The 24,364-nt window shown below is 64.8% G+C and carries 23 protein-coding genes; 9 read left to right on the plus strand and 14 right to left on the minus strand.

The genetic code is table 11. The annotated features are described in order from the left end of the window. Positions 1-13 precede the first annotated feature (13 nt). Positions 14-991 (plus strand): alpha/beta hydrolase, encoded by a 978-nt coding sequence (locus CH295_RS11270; protein WP_094740724.1) that lies wholly within the window; start codon positions 14-16, stop codon positions 989-991. Positions 992-993: 2 nt separating this feature from the next. Here the strand turns inward: CH295_RS11270 and CH295_RS11275 are convergent, their stop codons facing one another. From CH295_RS11275 to CH295_RS11285, 3 genes are read right to left on the minus strand one after another with little or no spacing between them, the layout of a single operon-like run. Beyond that, on the minus strand, positions 994-1,944 hold the full coding sequence (locus CH295_RS11275; RefSeq protein ID WP_037187511.1) for an AraC-like ligand-binding domain-containing protein: 951 nt from the start codon (positions 1,942-1,944) through the stop codon (positions 994-996). Positions 1,945-1,964: 20 nt separating this feature from the next. Continuing rightward, positions 1,965-2,966, minus strand: coding sequence for a phenylacetaldoxime dehydratase family protein (locus CH295_RS11280; RefSeq protein ID WP_094740725.1), 1,002 nt, complete (start codon positions 2,964-2,966; stop codon positions 1,965-1,967). Continuing rightward, entirely contained in the window at positions 2,959-4,017 is a 1,059-nt protein-coding gene (locus CH295_RS11285; RefSeq protein WP_037187516.1) for a carbon-nitrogen hydrolase family protein, read from the minus strand. Before CH295_RS11285 ends, CH295_RS11280 begins: the two co-directional genes overlap by 8 nt. 301 nt (positions 4,018-4,318) lie before the next feature. Between CH295_RS11285 and styD the strand changes: the two genes are divergently transcribed. From styD to CH295_RS11325, 8 genes are all read left to right on the plus strand, one after another. Continuing rightward, on the plus strand, positions 4,319-5,803 hold the full coding sequence (gene styD, locus CH295_RS11290) for a phenylacetaldehyde dehydrogenase StyD (RefSeq protein WP_094740726.1): 1,485 nt from the start codon (positions 4,319-4,321) through the stop codon (positions 5,801-5,803). A gap of 222 nt (positions 5,804-6,025) precedes the next feature. Further along, positions 6,026-6,595, plus strand: coding sequence for a TetR/AcrR family transcriptional regulator (locus tag CH295_RS11295; RefSeq protein WP_094740977.1), 570 nt, complete (start codon positions 6,026-6,028; stop codon positions 6,593-6,595). An 88-nt stretch (positions 6,596-6,683) separates the two neighbouring features. Further along, entirely contained in the window at positions 6,684-8,630 is a 1,947-nt protein-coding gene (locus CH295_RS11300; protein WP_094740727.1) for a primary-amine oxidase, read from the plus strand. Then, a complete protein-coding gene (locus tag CH295_RS11305) occupies positions 8,623-10,041 on the plus strand; it encodes an APC family permease (protein WP_094740728.1) in 1,419 nt (472 codons plus the stop codon). Before CH295_RS11300 ends, CH295_RS11305 begins: the two co-directional genes overlap by 8 nt. A gap of 5 nt (positions 10,042-10,046) precedes the next feature. Beyond that, a complete protein-coding gene (locus CH295_RS11310; RefSeq protein WP_094740729.1) occupies positions 10,047-10,529 on the plus strand; it encodes a hypothetical protein in 483 nt (160 codons plus the stop codon). 116 nt (positions 10,530-10,645) lie between these two features. Beyond that, positions 10,646-12,166 carry a GMC family oxidoreductase gene (locus CH295_RS11315; protein WP_094740730.1) on the plus strand — a complete coding sequence of 507 codons (1,521 nt, stop codon included), beginning with the start codon at positions 10,646-10,648 and terminating at the stop codon, positions 12,164-12,166. Positions 12,167-12,286: 120 nt separating this feature from the next. Continuing rightward, positions 12,287-13,234 carry an AraC-like ligand-binding domain-containing protein gene (locus tag CH295_RS11320; RefSeq protein WP_170945868.1) on the plus strand — a complete coding sequence of 316 codons (948 nt, stop codon included), beginning with the start codon at positions 12,287-12,289 and terminating at the stop codon, positions 13,232-13,234. A gap of 115 nt (positions 13,235-13,349) precedes the next feature. Beyond that, positions 13,350-14,585, plus strand: coding sequence for an acyl-CoA dehydrogenase family protein (locus CH295_RS11325; protein ID WP_094740731.1), 1,236 nt, complete (start codon positions 13,350-13,352; stop codon positions 14,583-14,585). A gap of 10 nt (positions 14,586-14,595) precedes the next feature. On the opposite strand, the gene CH295_RS11330 is transcribed toward CH295_RS11325, so the two are convergent. The 11 genes from CH295_RS11330 to CH295_RS11380 all read right to left on the minus strand — a co-directional run bounded on the left by CH295_RS11330 (position 14,596) and on the right by CH295_RS11380 (position 24,346). After that, positions 14,596-15,501 carry an AraC-like ligand-binding domain-containing protein gene (locus CH295_RS11330; protein ID WP_094634082.1) on the minus strand — a complete coding sequence of 302 codons (906 nt, stop codon included), beginning with the start codon at positions 15,499-15,501 and terminating at the stop codon, positions 14,596-14,598. Between the two features lies 1 nt (position 15,502). Beyond that, on the minus strand, positions 15,503-16,810 hold the full coding sequence (gene paaK / locus CH295_RS11335; protein ID WP_094634083.1) for a phenylacetate--CoA ligase PaaK: 1,308 nt from the start codon (positions 16,808-16,810) through the stop codon (positions 15,503-15,505). Positions 16,811-16,826: 16 nt separating this feature from the next. After that, positions 16,827-17,921, minus strand: coding sequence for a 1,2-phenylacetyl-CoA epoxidase subunit PaaE (gene paaE / locus CH295_RS11340; protein ID WP_094740732.1), 1,095 nt, complete (start codon positions 17,919-17,921; stop codon positions 16,827-16,829). Beyond that, entirely contained in the window at positions 17,921-18,382 is a 462-nt protein-coding gene (paaD, locus tag CH295_RS11345) for a 1,2-phenylacetyl-CoA epoxidase subunit PaaD (RefSeq protein ID WP_052047417.1), read from the minus strand. The genes paaE and paaD overlap by 1 nt, the downstream gene beginning before the upstream one ends. A gap of 56 nt (positions 18,383-18,438) precedes the next feature. Then, complete coding sequence (paaC, locus tag CH295_RS11350) at positions 18,439-19,356, minus strand: 1,2-phenylacetyl-CoA epoxidase subunit PaaC (RefSeq protein ID WP_094740733.1); 918 nt, start codon at positions 19,354-19,356, stop codon at positions 18,439-18,441. Between the two features lie 28 nt (positions 19,357-19,384). Next, the gene (paaB, locus tag CH295_RS11355; RefSeq protein WP_032404451.1) at positions 19,385-19,747 is read right to left on the minus strand and encodes a 1,2-phenylacetyl-CoA epoxidase subunit PaaB; all 363 of its coding nucleotides are present in this window, start codon (positions 19,745-19,747) and stop codon (positions 19,385-19,387) included. Beyond that, the gene (paaA, locus tag CH295_RS11360; protein WP_037187547.1) at positions 19,744-20,691 is read right to left on the minus strand and encodes a 1,2-phenylacetyl-CoA epoxidase subunit PaaA; all 948 of its coding nucleotides are present in this window, start codon (positions 20,689-20,691) and stop codon (positions 19,744-19,746) included. Before paaA ends, paaB begins: the two co-directional genes overlap by 4 nt. Positions 20,692-20,812: 121 nt before the next feature. Next, positions 20,813-21,583: an enoyl-CoA hydratase/isomerase family protein gene (locus CH295_RS11365; protein ID WP_094740734.1), complete on the minus strand. Its 771-nt coding sequence runs from the start codon at positions 21,581-21,583 to the stop codon at positions 20,813-20,815. Next, a complete protein-coding gene (locus CH295_RS11370) occupies positions 21,580-22,431 on the minus strand; it encodes a 3-hydroxyacyl-CoA dehydrogenase family protein (RefSeq protein ID WP_094740735.1) in 852 nt (283 codons plus the stop codon). Before CH295_RS11370 ends, CH295_RS11365 begins: the two co-directional genes overlap by 4 nt. Continuing rightward, the gene (locus tag CH295_RS11375; protein WP_094740736.1) at positions 22,428-23,150 is read right to left on the minus strand and encodes an enoyl-CoA hydratase/isomerase family protein; all 723 of its coding nucleotides are present in this window, start codon (positions 23,148-23,150) and stop codon (positions 22,428-22,430) included. Before CH295_RS11375 ends, CH295_RS11370 begins: the two co-directional genes overlap by 4 nt. Then, positions 23,147-24,346 carry a thiolase family protein gene (locus CH295_RS11380; protein WP_094634089.1) on the minus strand — a complete coding sequence of 400 codons (1,200 nt, stop codon included), beginning with the start codon at positions 24,344-24,346 and terminating at the stop codon, positions 23,147-23,149. The genes CH295_RS11375 and CH295_RS11380 overlap by 4 nt, the downstream gene beginning before the upstream one ends. Positions 24,347-24,364: the final 18 nt, after the last annotated feature.

Here is a 24,364-nt window from a genome sequence, read left to right on the forward strand (position 1 = left end):
CGAGAGGATCGCCATGCGTCGTCGACGCATCTTCACCCCGTTCGTCGTCGCCGCAATGCTGTCCGTGTCCTCGGTCGGCGTCGCGACGGCCGATCCCGTCGAGCCTGTGGCTCGGATCGTCGACACATCGATCGCGTCCGACACCCTACGAACTCTGAGCGTGGAATCGCCCGCGATGGGGGCCGTCGTCGAGGTCCAGGTGCTCACTCCGGCAGTGACGACCGGATCCCGGCCGACGCTGTACATGCTCAGCGGTATCGGCGAAGAGGACCCCGACAACAGCATGTGGCTCCGCAAGGGCGGAGCGGCCGAATTCTTCGCCGACAAGAACGTCAACGTCGTGCTGCCTCTGGCCGGCCCCGGCAGCTTCTACACCGACTGGCAGCGCGACGACCCGAAGCTGGGTCGATACCAGTGGGAGACGTTCCTGACCAAGGAGCTGCCGCCGCTGATCGACGCGGCCGTGGACGGCAACGGACGCAACGCGATCGCCGGACTGTCGATGGGCGCGCAGTCGGCCATGATGCTGGCTGCACGTAACCCGGATGTCTACTCCGGGGTGGCGTCGTACAGCGGTTGTTTCGCCTCCTCGGAGCCCATGGGGCAGGCGAGTATCCGCGCGATCGTCGGAGCATTCGGCGGAAACGCCGACAACATGTGGGGTGGCCCGCTCGATCCCGCCTGGACACAACATGATTCGGTGGTCAACGCCGAAAGTCTGCGCGGCACCGACGTGTACGTGTCGGTGGGAACGGGAGCGCCAGGGCCGCACGAGAGCTTCGACAGCGCGTCGGCACTCGACGTGGTGGTGGTCGGTGGTCTCATTGAGGTGGGCGCGAACTACTGCACCCATCGACTTGCGGATCGACTCGGCCAGTTGAACATCCCCGCCACGTTCGACTTCACCGAGACCGGAACCCACTCGTGGCCGTACTGGGTGGAGCAACTGCCCAAGAGCTGGCCCACGCTGGCGGGATCGCTCGGGATCTGAGCTCACCCGCGGTTGGTGTCGCGAAAGTCCTTGGGAGTGCAGCCGAAGCGGGCCCGGAAGGCACGGCTGAAGTGGGCCGGGTCGGTGAATCCCCAGGACGCCGCCAGGGCTCCGATGGTCGTGCGGGAATTCTGGGGTTCGCACAGAGCGCGTTTGACGCCGTCGAGTCGCTGCATCCAGATCCACTCGCTCGCGGTACAGGGCTCACCGGCGAACGCTCGATGCACCGTACTCAGCGACAAGTGCAGGGACGCAGCCACTTCTGTCACGGTGAGGTCCGGATCCCGCAGCCGCGCGGTCATCGCACGTTTGATCTCACCGAGTCTCTCGGAGGCCGCATACGGCGCCGGCTTCTCGACCCCGGTGAGTCCGACCAGGCCGGCGACCAGGATGTACTCGACGCTCTGCGACACGGCCTCGGCCGAGGCAGTACTCATGTCGGCGTCGTCCATGATCGACGAGATCATGCTGACGAGCAGTTTCCCTGCTCCGTGTCGTCCGGACACCGCCCGCGCGGTCAACGAGCCCGTATCCCGGACGAGCGTCCTCAGCGTCGCTCCGGGGAGCATCAGGACGTACTGGGAAAACGGGTCGTCGAAGCGAAGACTGTACGGCCGGGTGGTGTCGTAGAGCGCGAAGTCTCCCGGTTGCAGGACCGCAGTTCGGTCGTCCTGGACGACGAACCCGGTCCCCGACGTCTGGACACTGACCAGGAAGTAGTCGTCACTGGTTCGGGAGATACCTGCAGGCGTTCGCAGCACGCTCTGAGCTGTCGCCGACACTCGCGACAACCCGAGAGTCGCAAGTCCGGTGGACTCGATATGCCCGGTGATGGCCGACGCGTTCTCGGGAATCGTGCACTCGAGATCGACGTACGTCCGACTCACCGCAGCGGTCCAGAAATCGACGCTGTCGGCCAGGTCGACGGAGTCGGTGCGCAGCGGATCGGCCATGTCAGGTACCTCCCGTCTCGTCACAGAGTAGAACGCTCCGCAGCGGTACGCAGCAGACCCGTGCGGTCGTGGCAGCCGAAGTACTCGAAGTACTGCTCGTCCGCCGCTGCCACGGTGACCTCGTGATAGAGCCTCAGCGACGCCGCGGGCCCCATCGTCGACAGATACTTCAGGGCAGCACCGAAGATCGCCACGTGCGTCGGATGCGACTCGGCCCACGCTTCGAGGTCGCGCAGACTGCGCCACCAACTCATCCCGAACGATTTGTCGGTATCGGTGCCGTCGTCGGTCACGACGGTCATGTACCGGTTGGCGAAGCAGCCGATGGACAGTCCGTCGTCGCGGAGAAAGTCCATGCCGGCCCGCAACACCGGTTCGACGTCCCGCAGGTACATCTCTCGTTCGGATCCGGCCGTATCGGCCCAATCCTGCCCGGATCGGATGAGGCAGAGGTTCTCCTGCGGCACAATTGTGACTCTGTCGCCGTCGCGTACGACCTGAGGCTCCCCGCCGGGAGCAAGCGAGTCGCTCTGCGACAACGGGATTCGATCCCGTACCCCACCCCAGTAGGCATGCTCTTCGATGGTTCCACTGAGTGAATCCGTCAGAGTGGCAACACCTTCCATGCGGCCGGTGGAGGAGAAGAGCGTCTCGTAGCGGTCGACGGTCGGTCTGATGATTTCGACGAAGCGGCCTCTGACGCTCGTCCAGTGCCGACCGACGGAGTCGAACCAGCGATCGAACACTGCGACGTCGTCCCAGTAGCCGATGAACACCGTCGTGTCGATACCCTCCTCGTCGGTGTAGCGCGCCCGGTCCCTTCGGGGAGGGCCCTCGTCACCCCACGGGGAGGCGTCGGGCAGGCCTTGTATTCCGAAGTAGCCCATCACTACTCGCTCGGTGGATACCGGAAAGCGCGCGACGTACGACGGAAAGGGCGGCTGGTAGCCCTCGGGTGTTCGACGCGGACACGACCGTGGAACGACGAGATGATCGGGGATCGCGGATTCGAGTTCAGACACGGGCCGCGTCCTCGTCGCGAGCGAGCTGTTCGGTGATCTCCAGACGTACCTCGGCGGCGACGTCCTCGGTGAAGTCGTACCGCGCGTTCGCGACAGGCTGCGCACCCGACACGACGCGGTCGCCGGGAGTCTTGTCGAGCCACAGTCTCGTCACGTCCGGACGCGAATAGTGGCCGGCCGGGTCGGCGGCCGCCTTGGCGATCGAAATGAGGCTGGTGTCGATATCGGCGTAGACGATGCCTTCGGCGTCCGGTGCGAGTGGCTCGTGCATCAGTTGGCCGTCGGGCGCGAAGATGCGGGCATGACCGCCGCCTGCGGTGAGCATCGCGCGCTTGGCGTCATCGGTGCACATGATGTCGATCATCTCGGGGGAGACGGTCGCGCAGGGGCTGATGACGAAGCAGCCGCCTTCGACGGCGTAGATGCGGCTGGCAGCGGTGTTGACCTCGGGCCCGAGGGCGTAGGCCGCGCCGGTGTAGAGCGAGAAGCTGGGCCAGGCTCCGATGTGCACCTGCTCGTTCTGGGCGTACATCGCGTACTTCGACAACGGTTGCAGGTGCTCCCAGCAGCACAGTGCGCCGACGCGTCCGAGGTCGGTGTCGTATACCGACAGGTCGGAGCCGTCACCTTCGCCGTACACGGTGCGTTCGACATGCGTCGGCTTGAGCTTGCGGCGCATCGCGACGGTCTTGCCCTCGGCGTCGATGATCCACTGGGCGATGTAGAGACTGGCCTTGTATCGCTCGCTCAGGCCCATCACGACCATGATGTGATTGTCCTTGGCGGCCTGCGTAATTCGAGCTGCTTGGGGTGTTCCGTACTCCAGTGAGTTGTCGAAGTAGCGCTGCGTGAACTGAAAACCCCATGCCGGTGCGTCGAGCCAGATGTACCAGGGATAGCCGGGCAGGTAGGTCTCGGGAAACGCGATGAGCTCGGCTCCGGCGCGGGACGCGTCCTCGATCAGGCCGATGGCCTTGTCGATCGACGCGTCGAGATCGAGAAATACCGGCGCGGCCTGGACTGCTGCGGCGCGAAACTGGTGGTGTGTCATTGCGGGCCTTTCGTGTGGGAGGGCACCAGTTTTGCCTGCTGAGAGGCCGATGGATGGCCTCGATGTGTCGGAATAATTGACTCTCCGTCGCATGCCAGGGCGGCGAAACACGGCGGTAACCGGGGCCCGGTGTGTCGACACATGTTCGTCATCCCGGCCCGTTGGCTCGGGGCTGAGGACGGTGCGCATCTGCCGCACAATGTGTGCGCGATCACACAAGACCTTCTCGCCTGTCCGGGCGCAGTCTGGACCGGACACGCCACAGGTGCCGCTATCGGCGCCCGAGAAGGAGCCAACAAACATGACTGCAGTCCAGGAATCGGCCGCACCGACGTTGCCGACCGGCACCGCCACCGAGCTCTACATCTCGGGGCAGTGGCGCGGTGCATCCGACGGAGGCACCTTCACCGATATCAACCCCACCACGGAACAGCCTCTGGCCGAGGTTGCTGCGGCCACCGCGTCGGACGTCGATGCCGCGGTGCGTGCGGCCCGCGCACAACTGGGTGGAGAGTGGGGCGCGACCCCCGGTGCGACTCGGGGGAAGCTGCTCAACCGGATCGCCGACCTCATCGAGCGGGACGGGGATCTGCTGGCGCGGCTCGAGGCTCTCGATGTCGGCAAGCCGGTGGGCCAACCGGCCATGCTCGACATCCCCAATGCCGCAGCCACGTTCCGACACTTCGCCGGCTGGGCCGACAAGATCACCGGCAGCTCCATCCCCACCGCGGGATACTTCGGGCAGCCGACGCACTCGTACACCGTCCGTGAGCCGGTGGGCGTCATCGGGATGATCGTTCCCTGGAACACCCCGCTGATGATCGCCGGATGGAAGCTCGCGCCCGCTCTGGCCGCCGGAAACACCGTGGTCGTCAAGCCGCCGGAGGATGCGCCACTGTCCATCCTGCATCTGGCTCGTCTGATCGACGAGGCGGGCGTACCTGCCGGAGTGGTCAATGTCGTTCCAGGATTGGGTGAAGTGACCGGAGACGCGTTGGTCGGGCATCCGGACGTCGACAAGATCAGCTTCACCGGCAGTCCTCGGGTCGGCAAGCTCATCGCCAACAAGGCTGCCGATACGTTCAAGCGGACCACGCTCGAACTCGGCGGAAAGTCCCCGCAGATCATTCTCGAGGACGCGGATCTCGAGGCGGCGATCAACGGAACCGCGATGGGACTGTTCTTCAACCAGGGCCAGGTGTGTGCTGCCGGAACCCGAGTGCTCGTGCATCGCTCGCTGTACTCGCAGGTGGTGGATGGTTTGGCCGCTGCGGCGTCGGCTCAGGTGTTGGGTGATCCGTTCGATCCGTCGACGACGATGGGCGCACTGGTCAATGCCACCCAACGCGACAGTGTCCTCGGGTACATCCAGGCCGGACGCGACGGCGGAGCGCGGGTGGCGGCGGGCGGCGGGCGGCCCGACGGCGCAGGGTATTTCGTCGAGCCGACGATCTTCGCCGACGCGGACAACAACATGAAGATCGCGCAGGAGGAGATCTTCGGGCCCGTCGGAACGGTGATTCCGTTCGACACCGCCGACGAGGCCATCGCCATCGCCAACGGCACGGTGTACGGGCTGGCCGCCTCGATCTGGACCCGCGACGTGTCGAGGGCGCACACGCTGGCCGCGCAGGTTCGTTCCGGTGCGGTGTGGGTGAATGGTTGGGCGGCAATCGATCCCGCGCTCCCCTGGGGTGGCATGAAATCCAGTGGCACGGGCCGTGAACTCGGGTGGGCGGGCATCGAGGCCAACACCGAGGAGAAAGTTGTCACGATAGTTCTGTAGAGCTGACGCAGGTGAGCGGAAACTCGACCCCTGCTACGAGGTTCCGCTCACCTGGGGTAACGCGCTGTTTACCGAAGAACACGCGATTCGTAACGAGCAGGTCGCAAGATTTAGTTCAACGGGCGTAGAAGCAACGTCCGAACGGATCGGAAGGCGATGATGACGATGCCCGAACCCTAGGTCCGAGCAGGGAGCCGCTACCGTAGGGCTGTGCCGAAGCTCGTGGATCACGACGAACGCCGCCGCGCGATCACCGCGGCAACCTGGCGTTTGATCGCTGCCAAGGGGATCGATGCCGCGAACATGCGGGACATTGCGACCGAGGCGGGATACACGAACGGTGCGCTGAGCCACTACTTCGCGGGCAAGGACGAGATACTTCGCACCGCGTTCGAGCACGTCTTCGAGGCAACGAACCGCCGCATCGACGAAGCGCTCGGCGATGCAACGGGATTCGATGCCCTCCGCATCTTCTGTCGAGAAGTGATGCCGACGACCGACGAGACTCTACTCGAGGCGAGAATTGCAGTCTCGTTGTGGCAGCGCGCGATGTACGACGAGCACATGGACGACACCAACCGTCGATCCCTGGTCTCGTGGCGGGCGCGGATGGCGGAGTTTCTCGAGCAGGCTCGCGAGGAAGGTGACGCAGGCGACTTCGACGTCGATCTCGCCGTCGAAACGTTGCTCAACATGATGATGGGCATGCAGATTCTCGGCGTGCTCACCCCCGACGACACCACTGCCGAGCGGCAGTTCGAGATGCTCGACCGGTTCATAGCTCAGCTGTAGCCACCCTGCGGGCGGACGACTCGTGTTCTCTCGCATGTCTTCGTTATTCAACGTATGTAGAACCAACACTCGACCTCGAGGATGACTCATGCCAACCCTTACGCCCCACGCAATCGACCACGCGTTGTCGTTGCCCACCGAAGACGAGATCGCACAGGTTCGAGGCATCGTCGACGCCGCTGGATTCGTCACTGCCGCAACCCGGTTCGTCTACGTCGGACTGGACGAACCGGACAAGGCCGAGCTGTATGTCGCGGAACCGACCACCCGACGCACCTTCCGGGTGCTGTTGCACGACATTTCGACACCCGACGCCGTCGACCTTCTCGTGTCCCTCGACGAGCCTCAGGTGATCGGCTCCACCCGGCTCGACGCGATCCGTGATGGCCAGATGCCGGTGCTCGACGAGGAATTCGAGCTCGTCGAGAGTGTGCTCTCCACCGACCCGGACTGGCTTGCCGCACTGGCCGCGCGCGGACTGGACGTAGCCGACGTTCGAGTGGCTCCCCTGTCGGCAGGCGTATTCGACTACCCGGGCGAGCATGGTCGACGCATACTGCGCGGCTTGGCTTTTCGGCAGGATTACCCCGCCGATCACGCGTGGGCGCATCCCATCGACGGACTGGTCGCCTTCGTGGACGTGATGAATCGGACGGTGGACAAGGTTGTCGACCTGGGTGTGGTTCCCATCCCGGAGGAGTCGGGCAACTTCGACGATCTTTCTGTCACCGGCCCGCTGCGCAGCACGCAGAAGCCCATCGAGATCACCCAACCCGATGGTCCGAGCTTCACGGTTCGGGGCAATCGCGTCGACTGGGAGAAGTGGTCCTTCCGAGTCGGCTTCGATGTGCGAGAAGGTTTGGTACTGCACCAGATCGGGTTCGAGGACGCCGGTACCGTCCGGCCGATCGTCCACCGCGCTTCGATCGCCGAAATGGTTGTGCCCTACGGTGATCCATCGCCGGTGCGGTCGTGGCAGAACTACTTCGACACCGGTGAGTACCTGGTGGGACGGTATGCGAACTCCCTCGAACTCGGCTGCGACTGCGTCGGGGACATCACGTATTTCGATGCTGTGATCGCGGACGAATTCGGCAATCCGAAGACGCTGACCAATGCCGTGTGCATGCACGAGGAGGACTTCGGGGTGCTGTGGAAGCACACCGATCTGTGGTCGGGTTCGCACGAGACCCGCCGCCAGCGCCGACTCGTGATCTCCTTCTTCACCACCATCGGCAACTACGACTACGGCTTCTTCTGGTACCTGTACCTCGACGGCACCATCGAATTCGAGGTCAAGGCAACCGGAATCGTCTTCACCTCCGGGCATCCCGGTGGTGACTACCCCTACGCAACAGAGATCGCCCCTGGACTCGGAGCGCCGTGTCACCAGCACCTGTTCAGCGCGCGACTCGACATGATGGTCGACGGTATCGGCAACTCCGTCGAGGAGATCGAGACCCGCCGAGTGCCGATGGGGCCGGACAACCTGCACGGCAACGCCTTTGCCCTGCAACACACACCGCTCGCGACCGAATCCGAGGCCCAACGCGTCGCCGACGGCACGGTCGGCCGCGTCTGGCACGTCACCAATCCCACCTCGCTGAGCCGGCTCGGAAAGCCCGTCGGATACACGCTGCACCCCGAGGGTCAGCCGCTGCTGCTGGCCGATGACAACTCGTCGATTGCGCGACGGGCCACGTTCGCCACCAAGCATCTGTGGGTGACGCAGTTCGACCGGAGCGAACGTTATGCCGCAGGCGATTTCGTCAATCAGCACCACGGTGGAGCCGGTCTGCCCGAGTTCGTGCGAGCAGACCGTAGCCTCATCGACGAGGACATCGTGCTGTGGCACACGTTCGGGCTCACGCACTTCCCGAGGCCGGAGGACTGGCCGATCATGCCGGTGGACTACACCGGCTTCAAACTGAAGCCTGCAGGATTCTTCGATCGCAACCCCACCCTCGATGTGCCGAGAACGACCTCTGCGCACTGTGCCGTCTCGAGCTGCGCGGGCGGTGAGCAGAGTGTCTGATAGCCAATCGAATTCGACGGCCGGTGCGCTACGCGGTTCCATCGGCGTCGTCGGGATCGTATTCCTGGTCATCGCCGCTGCAGCGCCGCTGACCGCCATCGGTGGGGCCCTGCCGGTCATGATCGCGACAGGCAACGGAGCAGGTGCTCCGCTCGCCTACATCGTCGCGGCGATCGTCCTGCTGATCTTCAGCGTCGGCTACGCGGCCATGAGCCGTCACATGGTGGACACCGGTGCGTTCTACGCCTACGTGGAGAAGGGGCTCGGGAGAACCATGGGCCTCGGCGCTGCGGGTCTGGCGCTGCTGACGTACACCGCCATTCAAGCGGGCATCTACGGCCTTGCTGCATCGACCGTCGACAGCCTGGTCGTGAAGTACGGCGGACCCGACCTGCCGTGGTGGTTGTGGGCGCTCGGTCTCGTCGCGATCGTGGCGCTGCTCGGCTACCGCAGCATCGATCTCGGTGCCAAGGTGCTCGGGGTCCTGCTGGTGCTGGAGATCGGCATCATCGTGATCCTGTCGATCGCGGTGTTCGCCAAGGGCGGTGCCGCCGGCATCGACGTCGAATCCTTCACGCCCTCGGCCTTCTTCAGCGGATCCCCGGGAATCGCCCTGATGTTCGCGATCGCGTCGTTCGTCGGCTTCGAGGCCACCGCTATTTACGGCGAGGAGGCACGTAACCCCACTCGGACCGTTCCGATCGCGACCTACGCCGCCGTCGTCACCATCGGATTGGTGTACGCGGTGTCGAGTTGGGCTGTGGTACTCGCCTTCGGCAGTGCGTCCGTAGCGCAGGCCGCTGCCGACGACACGGCGGGATTGACCTTTGCCGCTGCCGCCCAGTACTTGGGTCCGATGTCGGCGGACATCATGGAAATCATGTTGGTGACCAGTCTCTTCGCCGCGCTGCTCGCGTTCCACAACGCGATCGGACGGTACGTATTCGCACTGGCTCGCAAGGGCGTTGCCCCGTCGATTTTGGCTCGCACGCACTCTCGGCACGGCTCCCCGCACATGGGGTCGCTGTTCCAGACCGCCTCGGCAGCAGTGGTTCTCGTGGTCTTCGCGGCAGCAGGCGCAGATCCGGTGCTGGAACTGTTCACCTGGATGTCCGGACTGGCCACCGTGAGCATCCTGGCTCTGATGATCCTCACGGGCGGCGCGATCATCGCGTTCTTCCGTCGATCGACCGTGGATAGACGCACCTGGCACACCGTCGTCGCCCCGGCACTCGGAACCCTGGGATTGGTGGCGATTCTGAGTCTCGTGCTGGACAATTTCACGCTGCTGATCGGTGGTTCGGGAGTGCTCGCTGCCCTTCTGTTGATCGTCGTCGTGGCATTCTTCGTGGGAGGAACAGTGACGGCACGAGCGACTCGGAGTCGAACTCTCGAGACGACGGAGGTCTGACACCGATGGTCATGACGGTGCTGATGGCGCTCGGTGCAGTGGGTGCTGTTCTCCCGCTGCTCGGACGTGGCAAGCACACGGGGCGGGTGCGGTGGGCTCACCTGTGCATGGGCACCGTCATGGCAGCCATGGTGGCCTTCGGTACCGACCCATCCATGGCGCTGATATCGATACTCGCTCTAGTTGCGGCTGCCGTACACGTCACCGCGGACCGGCCGAGCAGAACCCGCTCGATTCCATGCGCGGTGGACCTGACTTGCATGGCCGTGCTGCTGATGATGCTGCCGCCCATGCACTCCCACGCGGAATCGCAGGCGACGACGCGGCACCGGCACGGAGTCGAGGCCGATCCGAGGATCATCGCCGCGCTGCTCCTGGTGGGGTGGATGGCCGTGACGATCCATTTGCTGCGCACGAACCCGCCTGGACTGCGAGTGACCGCTGGTTCCGCACTGATGATCCTGGGAATGGCACCGATGGCCTTCTGACCCAGCTTGCTCATGGTGGTGCGCATCTGACCCACAATGTGTGCGCGCAGTGACATGTTTGTGCTCGCGGATTCGACCACTGTTGTGTCGACGGTCACAACAGAAGGAGGTAGCGCATGTCGACGGATTACATCGTAGTGGGAGCAGGATCAGCAGGAAGCGTCCTCGCCAGGAGGCTTCTCGACGCAGGACACACCGTGCACGTGATCGAGGCCGGTCCCGTGGACACCGACCCGGCGATTCACTCCCCGCAGGGCTGGCCGACGCTGTTGGGCGGCTCGCAGGACTGGGGACTGTTCACCACCCCGCAGAGACACGCCAACGATCGGCGTATCTTCTGGCCGCGCGGACGCGTACTCGGCGGCAGCTCGTCCCTCAACGGAATGATCTACGTGCGAGGGCATTCCAGCGACTACGACGGGTGGGCGTCGGTCACCGGTGATGCCGGGTGGGCCTGGGAGAGCGTGCTGCCTCTGTTCAAGCGTTCGGAGTCGCACGAGCTCGGTGCCAACGAGTTCCACGGCGGCGACGGGCCACTGCCGGTGTCCATCATGGGTACCCCGCATCCGCTGGCGGCGGCCTTCGTCGACGCGGCAGTCGAACACGGCCACAAGCTGATCGACGACTTCAACGCCGACGAGATGGTGGGTGCCGGCTACAACCACACCACCACCCGTGACGGCGAACGAATGAGCGCGTGGAAGAGCTTCGTCGGACCGGTGCTGAACAATCCCGATCTGACCGTCACCACCGGGGCGCTCGTGCACAAGGTGGTGCTCGAGAACGGCCGAGCTATGGGAATCGAGTTCAGCCGCGGCGATACCGAACCGCAGCGTGCGTTCGCCGACCACGAGGTGATCCTGTGTGGCGGCACACTGGGCTCTCCGAAGGCATTGCTGCTCAGTGGAATCGGGCCAACAGCGCACCTCGCAGCACTCGGAATCGACACGGTCGTCGACCTGCCGGGCGTCGGCGAGAACCTGCACGACCATTTGTTGCTGAGCAACATCTACGAGTCACTCGAGCCGCTCGCCGCCGGCACCAACAACCTGCTCGAAGCGCAGTTGTATGCCCGCAGTACCGGATGGGCAGGCGCTGCACCGGATCTGCAGCCTCTGTTCATGCACATTCCGTACCCCGCCGACGGATATCCGGTGCCCGAGAACGGATACACCATTGCACCCGGCATCGTCGCTCCCCGCTCGCGGGGGACTCTGCGGTTGGCGTCCTCGGACCCCAGCGAACTGCCACTGGCGGATCCGAACATCCTGGCCGATCCGTACGACCTGGAGGCCATGGTCGACGCGGTCGAGATCTGCCGCGAGATCGGTGCCTCCGACGCGTTCGCGCCGTGGCGCAAGGCCGAGGTGGTCCCTGGACCGAGCGCGCGCACCCGCGACGACCTACGGGCCTACGTCCGACAGACCGCCGGTACGTACCACCACCAGGTCGGCACCTGCAAGATGGGAGCCGAGTCGGACGTCGATGCCGTTGTCGGAGCAGACCTTCGGGTCCGCGGTGTCGAGGGGCTACGGGTCGCGGACGCGTCGATCATGCCCACGGTGCCGTCGGGCAACACCAACGCGCCATCCATCATGGTGGGAGAGAGGGCCTCGGATCTGATCCTGGGAAGCTAGGGGACCGGACAGGCTTGTTGCACCCGCGAAACGTGGAGGTGACGTCACCGAAGTGCAGTGACGTCACCATGGATGGTGCATGCCTCGTGCGGAGGTCATCGGTATTCGAGCGGAGTCGACATGGTCGTGCACGATTTGTCCACCCACCGTCGAAGCGATCGATTCGAGGTGTGGCGGGAGGTGATCTGCCGTGAGTTCACTCCGCTCACACCCGAGACCGAGTCGATCGTCGACGGCGGTTTCGATGCCCGCGTCGAATTGAGGCCACTCGGGTCGACCAATCGCGCCGTGCTCGAGTCCGTAGGGCAACGCATCGCGCACGGAGAGAAGGAAGTAGCGCACACCGGTGAGGGCGTCTACTTCGTGAACGTCCAATTGGCCGGTACCTGTCGGGTTCGCACGGAATCTGCAGGTGCCGTCAATGTCGTGCCCGGTCAATTCACCGTTGTGGACACCACTCGTCCGTACTGGTTCGACTACGAGGGTCCCTGGCGCGTCATGTCCTACCAGGTCCCGCACAGCTGCCTGGCGCAGTCGGGCCTACCGCAGGCACCGACGATCGGACGTCCGTTGGATACGTGTGCGGGTACCGGCCTGGCACTGACGTCGATAATGAAAGCTCTGTGGGAGCTCGCCCCGGATGAGTCGACGTCGTCAGGCTTACATCTCGAGCGCGCTTTCTATGCCACTGTTGCGGCAGTTCTCGGTGAAACGTGGGGGACTGCCGCAGACTCGTCGAGCGCGATCACAGCGGCGGCGACCGAATACATCCGCACGCATCTGGGTGACCCAGAGTTGTCCGTTTCGGTTGTCGCGCGCGCGTTGTCGGTGTCGCCGCGGACCGTCCACTACGCCTTTTCCAAGGGAGCGTCGTTTGCCACGGTGTTGCGTGAGCACCGACTGGCTGCGATCGCCGCTGTGCTGAGAGACCCGAACAACTCGGCCGGTATCTCGCGGATTGCGATTCGCCACGGCATGGTCGATGCGAGCTCGTTCAGTAGGGCCTTCCGACAGCAGTACTCGATGTCTGCACGCGACTATCGGGCACAGGCGCGCCGCTCGGCGTGAGGACCCGGGGACGTTGCGCACACAGCACAGAGTCTTGCGCTGCACAGCAAGACCATCGGAGTGCTCCGGCGGTGAAATGGGAGTCTGCAACTCGCCGACTGGAAGAGGACGCCCCATGCCCATCAGTTTCGATCTCACCGACCAGCAGGAAGCACTGAAGAAGGGCGCGCGTCAGTTCGCCGACACCTATCTCCACGACCTGTCCGCACAGGTGCGATCCACGCCGGACCCACTCGAACGCGCTCTGTTGGCCCGACCGGTATTCGAGAAAGCGGTGGAAGCGGGATTTCTGAAAGGCTTGATTCCGATTCCGTTCGGTGGACTCGCCTCGAGCGGTGTGGACGCAGCGCTGTTCGTCGAAGAATTCGCCGCTGCCAGTCCAGATTTCACGATCAGTCTGGCGGGTCCCCTGATAGCTCTGGCTCCGGTGTACGAGGCCGGGACCCCGGAGCAGATCGCCCGTTTCGTCGCGCCGTTCCTGGTCGATTCCGGCAGCCCGGTGGCTGCCATGGCGTACAGCGAACCCGGTGGCAGTGCCAATTTCGATGCGCCGCCACCTGCCGAAGGGACCCGGACAACCGCAATTCTCGACGGCGATCACTGGGTTCTCGACGGCGAGAAGGTCTGGGCGTCACATCTGGGAGGGTGGGACGGATCGGGACCCGACATCATGACGGTCGTGTGTCGGACTCCCGGTGGCGTCTCGATCATCGTCGTCGAGCGCGAACAGCTCGCGACCGGTTTCTCGGTGGAAGAGGTGTACGACCTACCCGGCCTCAAGGGGTGCCTGACCTCGCGCGTCAGATTCGACAACGTCCGCGTCCCGAAGTCCAACCTGATCGGGGAGGAAGGGCAGGGAGTGCAACTGACTCGCAACGCATTCTTGGCGAGCGGCGCATCGATCGGAACGTTCTCCGTCGCCGCCATGCGCCAAGCCTTCGCTGCGGCATTTGCGTTTGCCACGTCGGAGAAGAGGGGCGGGCCGGTGCCGATCATCGACCATCAAGCGGTCGCCGACGTGCTCACCGACGCGAAAGGCAAGATCGAAGCGGTTCGACTGCTGTCGTGGCGCGCGCTCGACGCAGTGATGTCACAACATCCGAGCGCACTCGAAATGGCTCTGCACGCCAAGATCTTCGGATCCGAGACCGCGGTCGCGGTCATCAACGACCTGGTCAAGATCGTCGGCGTCGAGGCGTACAACCCGAGCTTCCCGATACTGCGGTATCTGGCGGACGCCACTGCGTACCCGATCATCGAGGGCAGTAATACCGGTGTACGTCGCCGGCAGATGCACGACGTGATGCGAACTGTTGGATGGGACCCACTCGCTGCGTCCGGGATGGCGTGAGGGCTCCCGCTCACCCGGCGCGATACGCGCGCGGCGACATGCCGTAGGTCTCCTTGAACAGTTTCGAGAAGTTGGAGGAATCGATCAAACCGTGACGCGCGCAGATGGTTCCGATACTGTCTGCGGCGAAACGGGGGTCGCGGAGATCACGGTGGCACCGATCGAGTCTCCTGGATCTTATCCAGCCCGCCACCGTGCGACCGTCGGCCTCGAAGAGCTTCTGCAGGTACCGTACCGAGATGTGCAGTCGCGCAGCGAGAGTGGCGGTGGAGAGCGTCGGATCGTCGAGATGTGACTCGACGAGGCTCTTGGCCTCGAGCAGCAGCGTGGAACCCGGTGCGTAGTCGGGTGCAGCATCGTCGAGGGCGGCGCACAGCAGATCGAGTACCGCGTTCTCGAGCATCGGTGCCGTCGGCAGTGTTCCGTCGACGGTGGTGCGGCGCAGCCCGTGCAGGAACGGCGACACCAGCGCGCCCACACCGTGATCGCCGTCGATTCGACGGGCGGCGACGGTCGTCAACTCGCGAGAGGCCAGGTGCAGTGCCTCGCGTGGGAACATCACCACGAACATCGCGAAGTCCCCGGCGAAATGCAGATCGTACGGCGCGCTGGTGTCGTACACCGCGAAGTCACCCGGATGCAGTACGGCCTCGCGATCGTTCTGCACGATCGTCCCGGATCCGCTCAGCTGAAGGCCGACCTTGATCAAGCCGGGATCGGCACGCTTGATGGTGGCACGAGTGCGCCGGACATCGACCTCACGGCCCGCAACCTCACTCAGTTGCAGCGATCCCAGAGTCGACGACACCAGAGTGCCCTCGAACGACGACGGCCCGGTGGACACAGCGTCGAGAGGCACGAACGCCGTGGAGACGTTCTCGCGCCAGTGCTCGAAATCCTGTGCCACCGGGCTCATGTCATACGGCCGGGCGGTTGTCGATCAGCCTGCGGGCCTTGCCGATGGACCGTTCGAGGGCGGCCGGTGCCACGACGTCGACTCCGACGCTGACGCCGATGCGATCCTTGACGAGCTTCTTCAGCGTTGCCGCCGCCATCGGATGCGTGTCGAGCGCGGCGTCGGGGCGGGCCTCGACGAGGACGGTCAGGGTGTCCATGCGTCCGGCGCGTTCGAGCACGCACTGGAACTGCGGAGCGAGGGCGGGAACGGTGAGAATCAGCTCCTCGATCTGAGTCGGGAAGAGATTGACGCCACGCAGAATGATCATGTCGTCGGTGCGGCCGGTGACCTTCTGCATCCGACGCATCGTGCGAGCCGTACCTGGCAGCAGTCGCGTCAGATCGCGGGTGCGGTACCGGATGATCGGCATCGCCTCCTTGGACAAGGACGTGAACACCAATTCACCCTCCTCGCCGTCGGGCAGAACCTCGCCGGTCACCGGGTCGATGACCTCCGGGTAGAAATGATCCTCCCAGATGTGGAGTCCGTCCTTGGTTTCGACGCATTCCATCGCGACGCCCGGGCCCATCACCTCGGACAGGCCGTAGATGTCGACGGCGTCCATGTCGAGAGTCTTCTCGATCTCCTTGCGCATCTCCTCGGTCCAGGGTTCCGCGCCGAAGACGCCGGTCTTCAGCGAGGTCTTGGCCGGGTCGATGCCCTTCTTGACCATCGCGTCCACGATCGTGAGCATGTAGGACGGCGTCACCATGATGGCGTCGGGCTCGAAGTCCTCGATCAGCTGGATCTGACGATCGGTCATGCCACCGGACATCGGAATGACGGTGCAGCCCAGTCGTTCTGCACCGTAGTGTGCGCCGAGACCGCCGGTGAAGAGGCCGTAGCCGTAGGCGACGTGCACCTTGTCCGACGGCTTGACGCCACCGGCCCGGAGACTGCGGGCGATCAGGTCGGCCCAGTTGCTGATGTCGTTCGCGGTGTAGCCGACGACCGTGGCTTTGCCGGTTGTTCCCGAGGACGCGTGGATGCGCGAAACCTTGTCCTGCGGCACCGCGAACATCCCGAATGGGTAGTTCTCGCGTAGATCCTTCTTGGCGGTGAAGGGGAACTTCGCGAGATCCGACAGATCCTTCAGATCGGTCGGGTGCACACCGGCGTCGTCGAAGGCCTTCTTGTAATGAGCAACGTTGTCGTACGCATGCTGCAGCGACCACTGCAGGCGCTCCAGCTGAAGGGTGGATATCCGGTCCCGAGAGGCGAACTCGATGTCGGGGGTGTCGGTGGGGGTGGACAGCACACTGGTCATGAGGGTTCTCTCGGTCTCAGGCGTCGAAGTCGACGGTCACGGTGTCGCTGACGGGGAAGGTCTGGCAGGTGAGCACGAAGCCGGCGTCGACTTCGTTGTCCTCGAGCGCGTAGTTGCGGCGCATGTCGACGTCGCCGAAGGTGACCTTCGCGCGGCAGGTGCCACACACGCCGCCCTTGCACGCGAAGGGGAGATCGGAGCGCAGCTGCTCGGCCGAATCGAGGATCGACTCGTCCTGAGGCAGTGCACCTTTCACTTCACGTCCGTCGAGGATGATCGTGACCTCACTGCTGGGCCCGGTGATGCCGGGCTCGCGGTGCTTTTCCTGCGGCGGGGGCACGTCGTCGACATAGAACAGCTCGGCGTGGATGCTGGTCTTCGCCACACCGAGGTCTCCGAGGACCTGTTGGGCATCGGTGACCATCCCGAACGGGCCACACAACCAGAAATGATCGATATCCGGTGTGGCGACGACGGTGTCGAGTATCTCGCGCAGTCGTCCGGCGTCGAGTCTTCCGCTGAACAGTTCGACCTCGCGCGGCTCCCTGGACAGGACGTGAATGACGTCGAACCGGCTGCCGTACTGGTCCTTCAGGTCCGCGATCTCCTCGGCGAACATCACCGTTCGCGTCCGCCGATTACCGTACAGCAGAACCACTTCGGCGTCGGGGTTGGTCAGGACCGAGGCTGCAATCGACAGCATCGGGGTGATGCCCGAGCCGGCCGCGATGAGAACGTGCCTGCCGGCCGTAGCCGGATCCGCGTGGAAATTGCCGGTGGGGCCCTGGACGTCGATACGGTCGCCGGCCTTGACCTCGTGGACGAGCCACGAGGAGAACAGGCCGTCGGAGACCTCACGGACGCCGACGCGGGGACGCGCGCCGGCCGGGGCGCAGATCGAATAAGAGCGACGGTGCTCGATACCGTGGACGGTCCGGCTGAGCATCAGCGACTGACCCGGCTTGAAATCGAACTCCGCACGCAGCTCATCGGGCACATCGAACGTGACGGCGACGGCGTCGTCGCAGAGCGATTCGACGTCGGCGACGGTCAACGTGTGGAAGGGCTTGTTGCGCAGGTTCTTCAGTTCCGGCTCGGCGGCGACGGTCATCAGATTTCCTTCACGTGGTCGAAGGGTTCGAGGCAGTCGTCGCACCGGTACTGGGCTTTGCACAGCGTTGCGCCGAATTCGGATGTGAGGCGGGTGTTTGCGGAACCGCACCGAGGGCAGTCGATTCGGCGCGGCTTCACGGTCAGGGTCAACGGAACCGGGCCGGAGGTACGAGCAGGAGCCGGTCCCGGTGTGGAGTAACCGGTCTCGCGAAGTTTGCGCAGGCCCTCCTCGGAGATCCAGTCGGTGCTCCATGCGGGGGAGAGGCTGGTGACGATCTCGACATCCGCGTAGCCGTGATCCTGGAGCTTGTGGGCGATGTCGTCGCGCATCGTCGCCATCGCGGGGCAGCCGGAGTACGTCGGGGTGATGGTGACGAGCACACTTCCGTTCTCGCGTACTTCGACGTCGCGCAGGACGCCGAGATCGTCGAGAGTGAGCAGTGGCATCTCGGGATCCATGACGGTCGCGGCGATCTCGCGTGCGGTTGTCTTGAGTGTGGTTTTCTCGAGTGTGGTCACCAGACCCCCTCCGGATGCGCTCTCGCCACGACCTGCATCTCGGCGATCAGCGGCCCGAACGCCTCGGTGTGGATTCCGCGCCGGCCCCCGCGGCCACCGATGGTGCCCACGGACTTGCCCTCGGGGGCGTCCAGCTCTGCGGCGTGAAGTACCTGCGCCAGAACGGAATCGAACTCCTCGCGCACGTCACGGGGATCGACGGCGACACCGACCCCAGCCAGCGCGATTTCCTCGTCCGTCGGGACGAACAGTTCGGAGACGTACGGCCAGATTCGCGTCACGGCCTCGCGGACACGTCGCTTCGATTCATCGGTTCCGCAACCCAGGGTGACGACCCAGCGAGCCGCGTAATCACGGTGGTAGGTCAGCTCTTTGACGCCCTTGCTCGCAACCGCGGCGAGAACGGGATCCCGGGATTCCTGCAGGCGAGTGAAGACGGCGAGCCGCCACGTCGAGAACACCAGCAGGCGAACCTGGGATTTCGCGAAGTCTCCATTGTCGAGCTCGGTGAGTCGCACGTTTCGGAAGTCGGCGTCGTCGCGGAAGAACGCGAGAGCATCTTCCGACGGTGCGGGCGAGGTGTCCGAGATGAACGGCACGACCGTCGGGTCGGCTTTGGCGGCGCGGGCCAGCAGTAGCCGGGCCTGGCCGAGGAGATCGAGGCCGACGTTGGCCAGTGCCACTTCTTCTTCGAGTTCCGGTGCGCGGGTGCTCCACTCGGCGAGGCGTTGGGAGCTGATCAGCGCATCGTCGCCGAGCATGAGGCAGTACGCGGCAAGAGCTTTCAGGTCGACGTCGTCGGGAACGGTGGTGTCGACTCCGGCGAGCGGGTCGTCGAAGCTCGTCCCGAATGCCCACTGCCCGTGCGAATCCTCGTCGACGAGGCCCTCGTAGGCGCTGTCGTGATCAGTCATGAGTGCTTGTCCTCTTGAAGTGTGGGTCTCACATGTGGGGAACGTTGTCGGGGATCTCGTAGAACGTCGGGTGGCGGTACACCTTGTCGCCACTCGGAGCGAAGAACGGATCCTTCTCCGACGGCGACGACGCGACGATCGAGTTGGACGGAACCACCCAGATGCTGACGCCTTCGTTGCGTCGGGTGTAGACGTCGCGAGCATGCCGCAGCGCCATGTGGTCGTCGGCGGCGTGCAGCGATCCGACATGCACGTGGTTCAGGCCGCGCTTGCCGCGCAGGAACACCTCGTACAGCGGCCAATCTGCCTTGACGGCTTCTCTTTTCGGCTCGACCGGAACACCCTCGGTGGGCACCGCTCCGTGGCCGCCCTCGGCGGTGAATTCGGTCATGATGCTGCGTTCCTTTCGGCGAATGCGGTTGCGGCCTCACGGACCCAGGCTCCGCCGTCGTGAGCTGCGCGCCGGTTCGCGATGCGCTCGACGTTGGAGGCACCGTTGCCCTTGATCACCTGCATGAACTCGGACCAGTCGGGCTCGCCGAAATCGTGCGACTTGCGCTCCTCGTTCCACTTCAGGTCCGGGTCGGGGAACGTGACTCCGAGAGCCTTCGCCTGCGGGATGGACATGTCGACGAAGCGTTGGCGCAGTTCGTCGTTGGTGTGGCGCTTGATGCCCCACTTCATCGACTGCTCGGTGTTGGGGGACTCGTCGTCCGGCGGGCCGAACATCATCAGAGCCGGCCACCACCAGCGGTTGACCGATTCCTGAACCATGGCGCGCTGTTCGTCGGTGCCGCGCATCATCGTGGCGAGCAGTTCGTAGCCCTGGCGCTGGTGGAAGGATTCTTCCTTGCAGACCCGGATCATCGCGCGTGCGTACGGACCGAAGCTGCTGCGGCACAGGGGAACCTGGTTGCAGATCGCCGCACCGTCGACCAGCCAGCCGATGGTGCCCACGTCGGCGTACGTCAGGGTGGGGTAGTTGAAGATCGAGGAGTACTTCTGCTTGCCCTCGATGAGCTTGACCGTCAGGTCGGCGCGGTCCGCTCCGAGCGTTTCCGCGGCGGAGTAGAGGTAGAGACCGTGACCGGCCTCGTCCTGCACCTTGGCCATCAGGATCGCCTTGCGGCGCAGCGACGGCGCACGGGTGAGCCAGTTGCCCTCCGGCTGCATTCCGATGATCTCGGAGTGCGCGTGCTGAGCGATCTGGCGAATGAGCGACTTGCGGTAGCCGTCGGGCATCCAGTCACGAGGCTCGACGCGCTGCTCGTGGGCGATGGTCTCGTCGAACCCGTCCTGCAGCGTCTCGGCGGACAGGGTGTTTGACGTGGTCATAAGTCCTACTTTCATTACCGAATGATCGGTTGGTAACCAGTATGCCTCGAGTGCAGCTCCGCGCACAAGAGCGGCTTCGCCGCAGGTGCGCGGAACCTCGTAGCAGGGGACGAGTTTCTGTTCACATGCCGACGAAGGAGGCTCTTTTTTTCGCCAGAAACGCATCCACCGCTGCCTTGTGGTCCTGAGTCTGTCCCAGAACCGTTTGTGCCTGTGCCTCGCGGTCCAAGGCATCGGACAGTCCGGATCGAGCGATCAGCGACTTGACCTGCCGGTAGGCCTGGGTGGGGCCGGCGGCAAGGGAGGTCGCCAGCGTGCGCGCGGTCTCGAGTACGTCCCCGTCCTCGACGACGCGATGCACCAAACCCCAGTCGAGGGCCTGCGCGGCGGTGACCCTGTCGCCGAGCAGCATCAGACCCGCGGCCCGGCTCGATCCCAGTGCCTCGACCAACGTGTAGCTCAATCCCGAGTCGCTGGCCAAGCCGATGCCGGTGAATGCCGTCGCGAACGACGACTTGGTGCCGGCCACTCGGATGTCACCGGCCAGTGCGATCCCGAGGCCTGCGCCGACGCATGCGCCTGGGATCGCGACGACAATCGGAACCTCGAGCGCAGCGAGCCCTCGGATCACCGGGTTGTAGTGCTCGCCGACGGTGTCCATCGCCGTGGCCGGATCGGCTTCGAGCGCGGTGACGTGCTCGCCGAGATCCTGGCCGACGCAGAAGTTCTTGCCCTCGGCGGTGATGAGCACGGCGCGCACCTCGGGTGCAGCGGCACTCTGAACGGCCTCCGCCAACGCGACCTTCGTCGCGACGTCGAGGGCGTTGTGCGCCTCGGGGCGAGCGAGGGTGATGGTCGCCAAGCCGTCGGCGACGTCGAACCGTACCGTCATGCGTTCGTCCAATCGTGAAAGCCGCGACCGGACTTGCGTCCGATGTCGCCGCGAGCAACCATGTCTCGCAACAACTGCGGGGGAGTGAACCTGTCGCCGAGGGTCGACGCCAGGTGTTCTGCGATGGCGAGTCGAACGTCCAACCCGACGAGGTCGGTCGAACGCAACGGACCCATCGGGTGCTTGTAGCCGAGTTCCATGGCGCGATCGATGGATTCGGCGTCGGCGACGCCTTCCTCCAACATGCGAATGGCCTCGAGCCCCAGGCACACGCCGAGCCGTGACGTCGCAAAGCCGGGGGAGTCGTTGACGAGCACCTCGGTCTTGCCCAGGAGCGACACCCACTGCTGTACTCGCTGCACCACGTCGGCGGAGGTAGCGGGAGCGCGCACGATCTCGACGAGAGTCGACGCCGGAACCGGGTTGAAGAAGTGCATCCCGATGAAGCGACTCGGATCACTGAGTGCTGCACCGAGTTCGGCGATGGAGATCGAGCTCGTGTTCGACGCGATGACCGTGTTGTCGGATGCGACTTTGTCTATCAGAGCCAACACCTCGACCTTGAGCGACGGGATCTCGGGCACCGCTTCGACAATCAGGTCGAGGTCGGCCGGGAGTTCCGCGGGCCCGGCGACGGTGGAGACCCGGGCGAGAATCGCAGCGGGATCCTCGCTGAGTTTGCCGCGCTCGTGCGCCCGGTCGAGTCCGGTCGAGACTCGGCCGAGGGCTGCTTGTTGGTCGGCGGCTTCGGCGATGACGACGGTGGAACCGAGGGCCGCGAACACCTGCGCGATACCTGCACCCATGCGGCCGCCACCGACTACACCTACTGCGCGAGGAGCTGTCATTTCTTCTTCTCCAGAAATGCCGTCATTCGGCGTTGTTTGTCTTCGGTCTCGAACAGAACAGCCTGCGCGATGTCGTCGGCCCACGGGTGCGAACCGGGCGCATCGAGAATCTTCTTGGTCAGCTTCAGTGCCAGCGGTGCTTGCTTGGCAATGCGATCCGCGAGGGAATGCGCTGCGGCCAAAGGCTCGTCGACGACGTCCAGCACCAGGCCGGAGCGGAGTGCCACCTCTGCGTCGAGCGTCCGGCCACCGAGGAGTACCTGCTTGGCGACGGACAGTCCCACCAGTGTCGGCAACCGGTAGCTGGCCCCGGCGGCAGCCATGATGCCCAGGCCCGGTTCGGGATTGCCGAACACGGCCGTCGGCGACGCGATACGGATGTCGCAGGCGTAGGACAGCTCGGCTCCGCCCCCGAGGGCGTAGCCGCGCACCGCAGCAATGGTCGGCAGGGGCAGTGCGGCGATGCGGTCGAACAGGTTGCGGTTGATGCCGCGCAATGCGTCGTCGCGGGTGCGGGCCCGCAGCTGATTGATGTCGGCACCGCCGGCGAAGTGCTCGCCCGCGCCGGTCAGGATGACGATTTTCGGATCCTGCTCCACGAGCCCGCACACCTCGTGCAGCTCGCCGATCATCTCGGAATCGATTGCGTTGCGCTGCTTCTCGCGATTCAGGGTGACGACAACGCGGTCAGTCAGCTCCTCCACGACAAGTGTGTTCACGGTGCCTCGATCAACATCGACACGCCTTGCCCGACGCCGACGCAGAGCGTCGCGAGCCCGCGGGACGCCTTCTCACGTTCCATGCGGCCCAACAGCGTCAACAGGATTCGGGCACCCGACGAGCCGAGGGGGTGGCCGAGGGCGATGGCCCCGCCGTCGGCATTGACGATGTCCTCGTTCAGTTTCAACTGGCGGATGACGCCGAGTGACTGCGCCGCGAAGGCCTCGTTGAGCTCGACGGCACCGAGGTCGTCGGCAGACCACCCGGCGCGAGCGAGTGCCTTCTGTGTGGACGGCACCGGCCCGAGTCCCATGATGTGCGGTGCGATGCCTGCGCTCGCACTGGTGACGATGCGGCCCCGTACCTCGAGGCCGTACTTGTTCACGGCCTCCTCGGAGGCCACCACCAGCGCCGACGCACCGTCGGTGAACGGTGAGGACGTTCCGGCGGTGACGATGCCGTTCTTGCGGAACACGGTCTTCAGCGTGCCGAGCTTCTCGAGTGTGGTTCCGCGTCGCGGTGTCTCGTCCTCGGTGACCTCGCCGTTCTTGGTCGTGACGGGCACGATCTCGTCGGCGAAGCGTCCGGCATCCTGGGCGGCGATGGCACGCTGCTGACTGCGGAATGCGAAGGCATCGGACTCCTCGCGGGTGATGCCCTCGCTGAGCGCGACCTCCTCGGCGGTTTCGCCCATCGACAGAGTGATCTTGGGATCGGTCCCCGCGTCGTGCGCGGCGAAGGTCGGATTGGTGAAGCGCCAGCCGAGGGAGGTATCGAAGATCTCGCCCGGCTTGGCCCACGCGGTTCCCGGCTTGGCCATGACCCAGGGTGCGCGGGTCATCGACTCGACGCCACCGGCGACGATGATGTCGGCCTCGCCGCTACGAATGGTGCTCGCGGCGTTGGCCACTGCCGTCAGTCCGCTCGCGCACAGGCGGTTGACGGTGTAGCCCGGCACTGTGTGCGGGAGACCTGCAAGCAGAACCGCCATTCGAGCCACATCGCGATTGTCCTCGCCTGCCTGGTTCGCAGCACCGAGAATCACCTCGTCGATTCGATCGACCGGCACGCCCGCTCGCCGAACCGCCTCGGCGACGACGAGCCCGGCAAGGTCGTCGGGGCGCACCGAGGCCAGTGCTCCGCCGTAGCGTCCGTGCGGGGTGCGTGCGCCGGCAACGAGAAATACTTCGCCCACTGGTGACTCCTTCGTGTC

This window comes from Rhodococcus sp. 14-2483-1-2 (assembly GCF_002259405.1).
GTDB lineage: Bacteria > Actinomycetota > Actinomycetes > Mycobacteriales > Mycobacteriaceae > Rhodococcoides.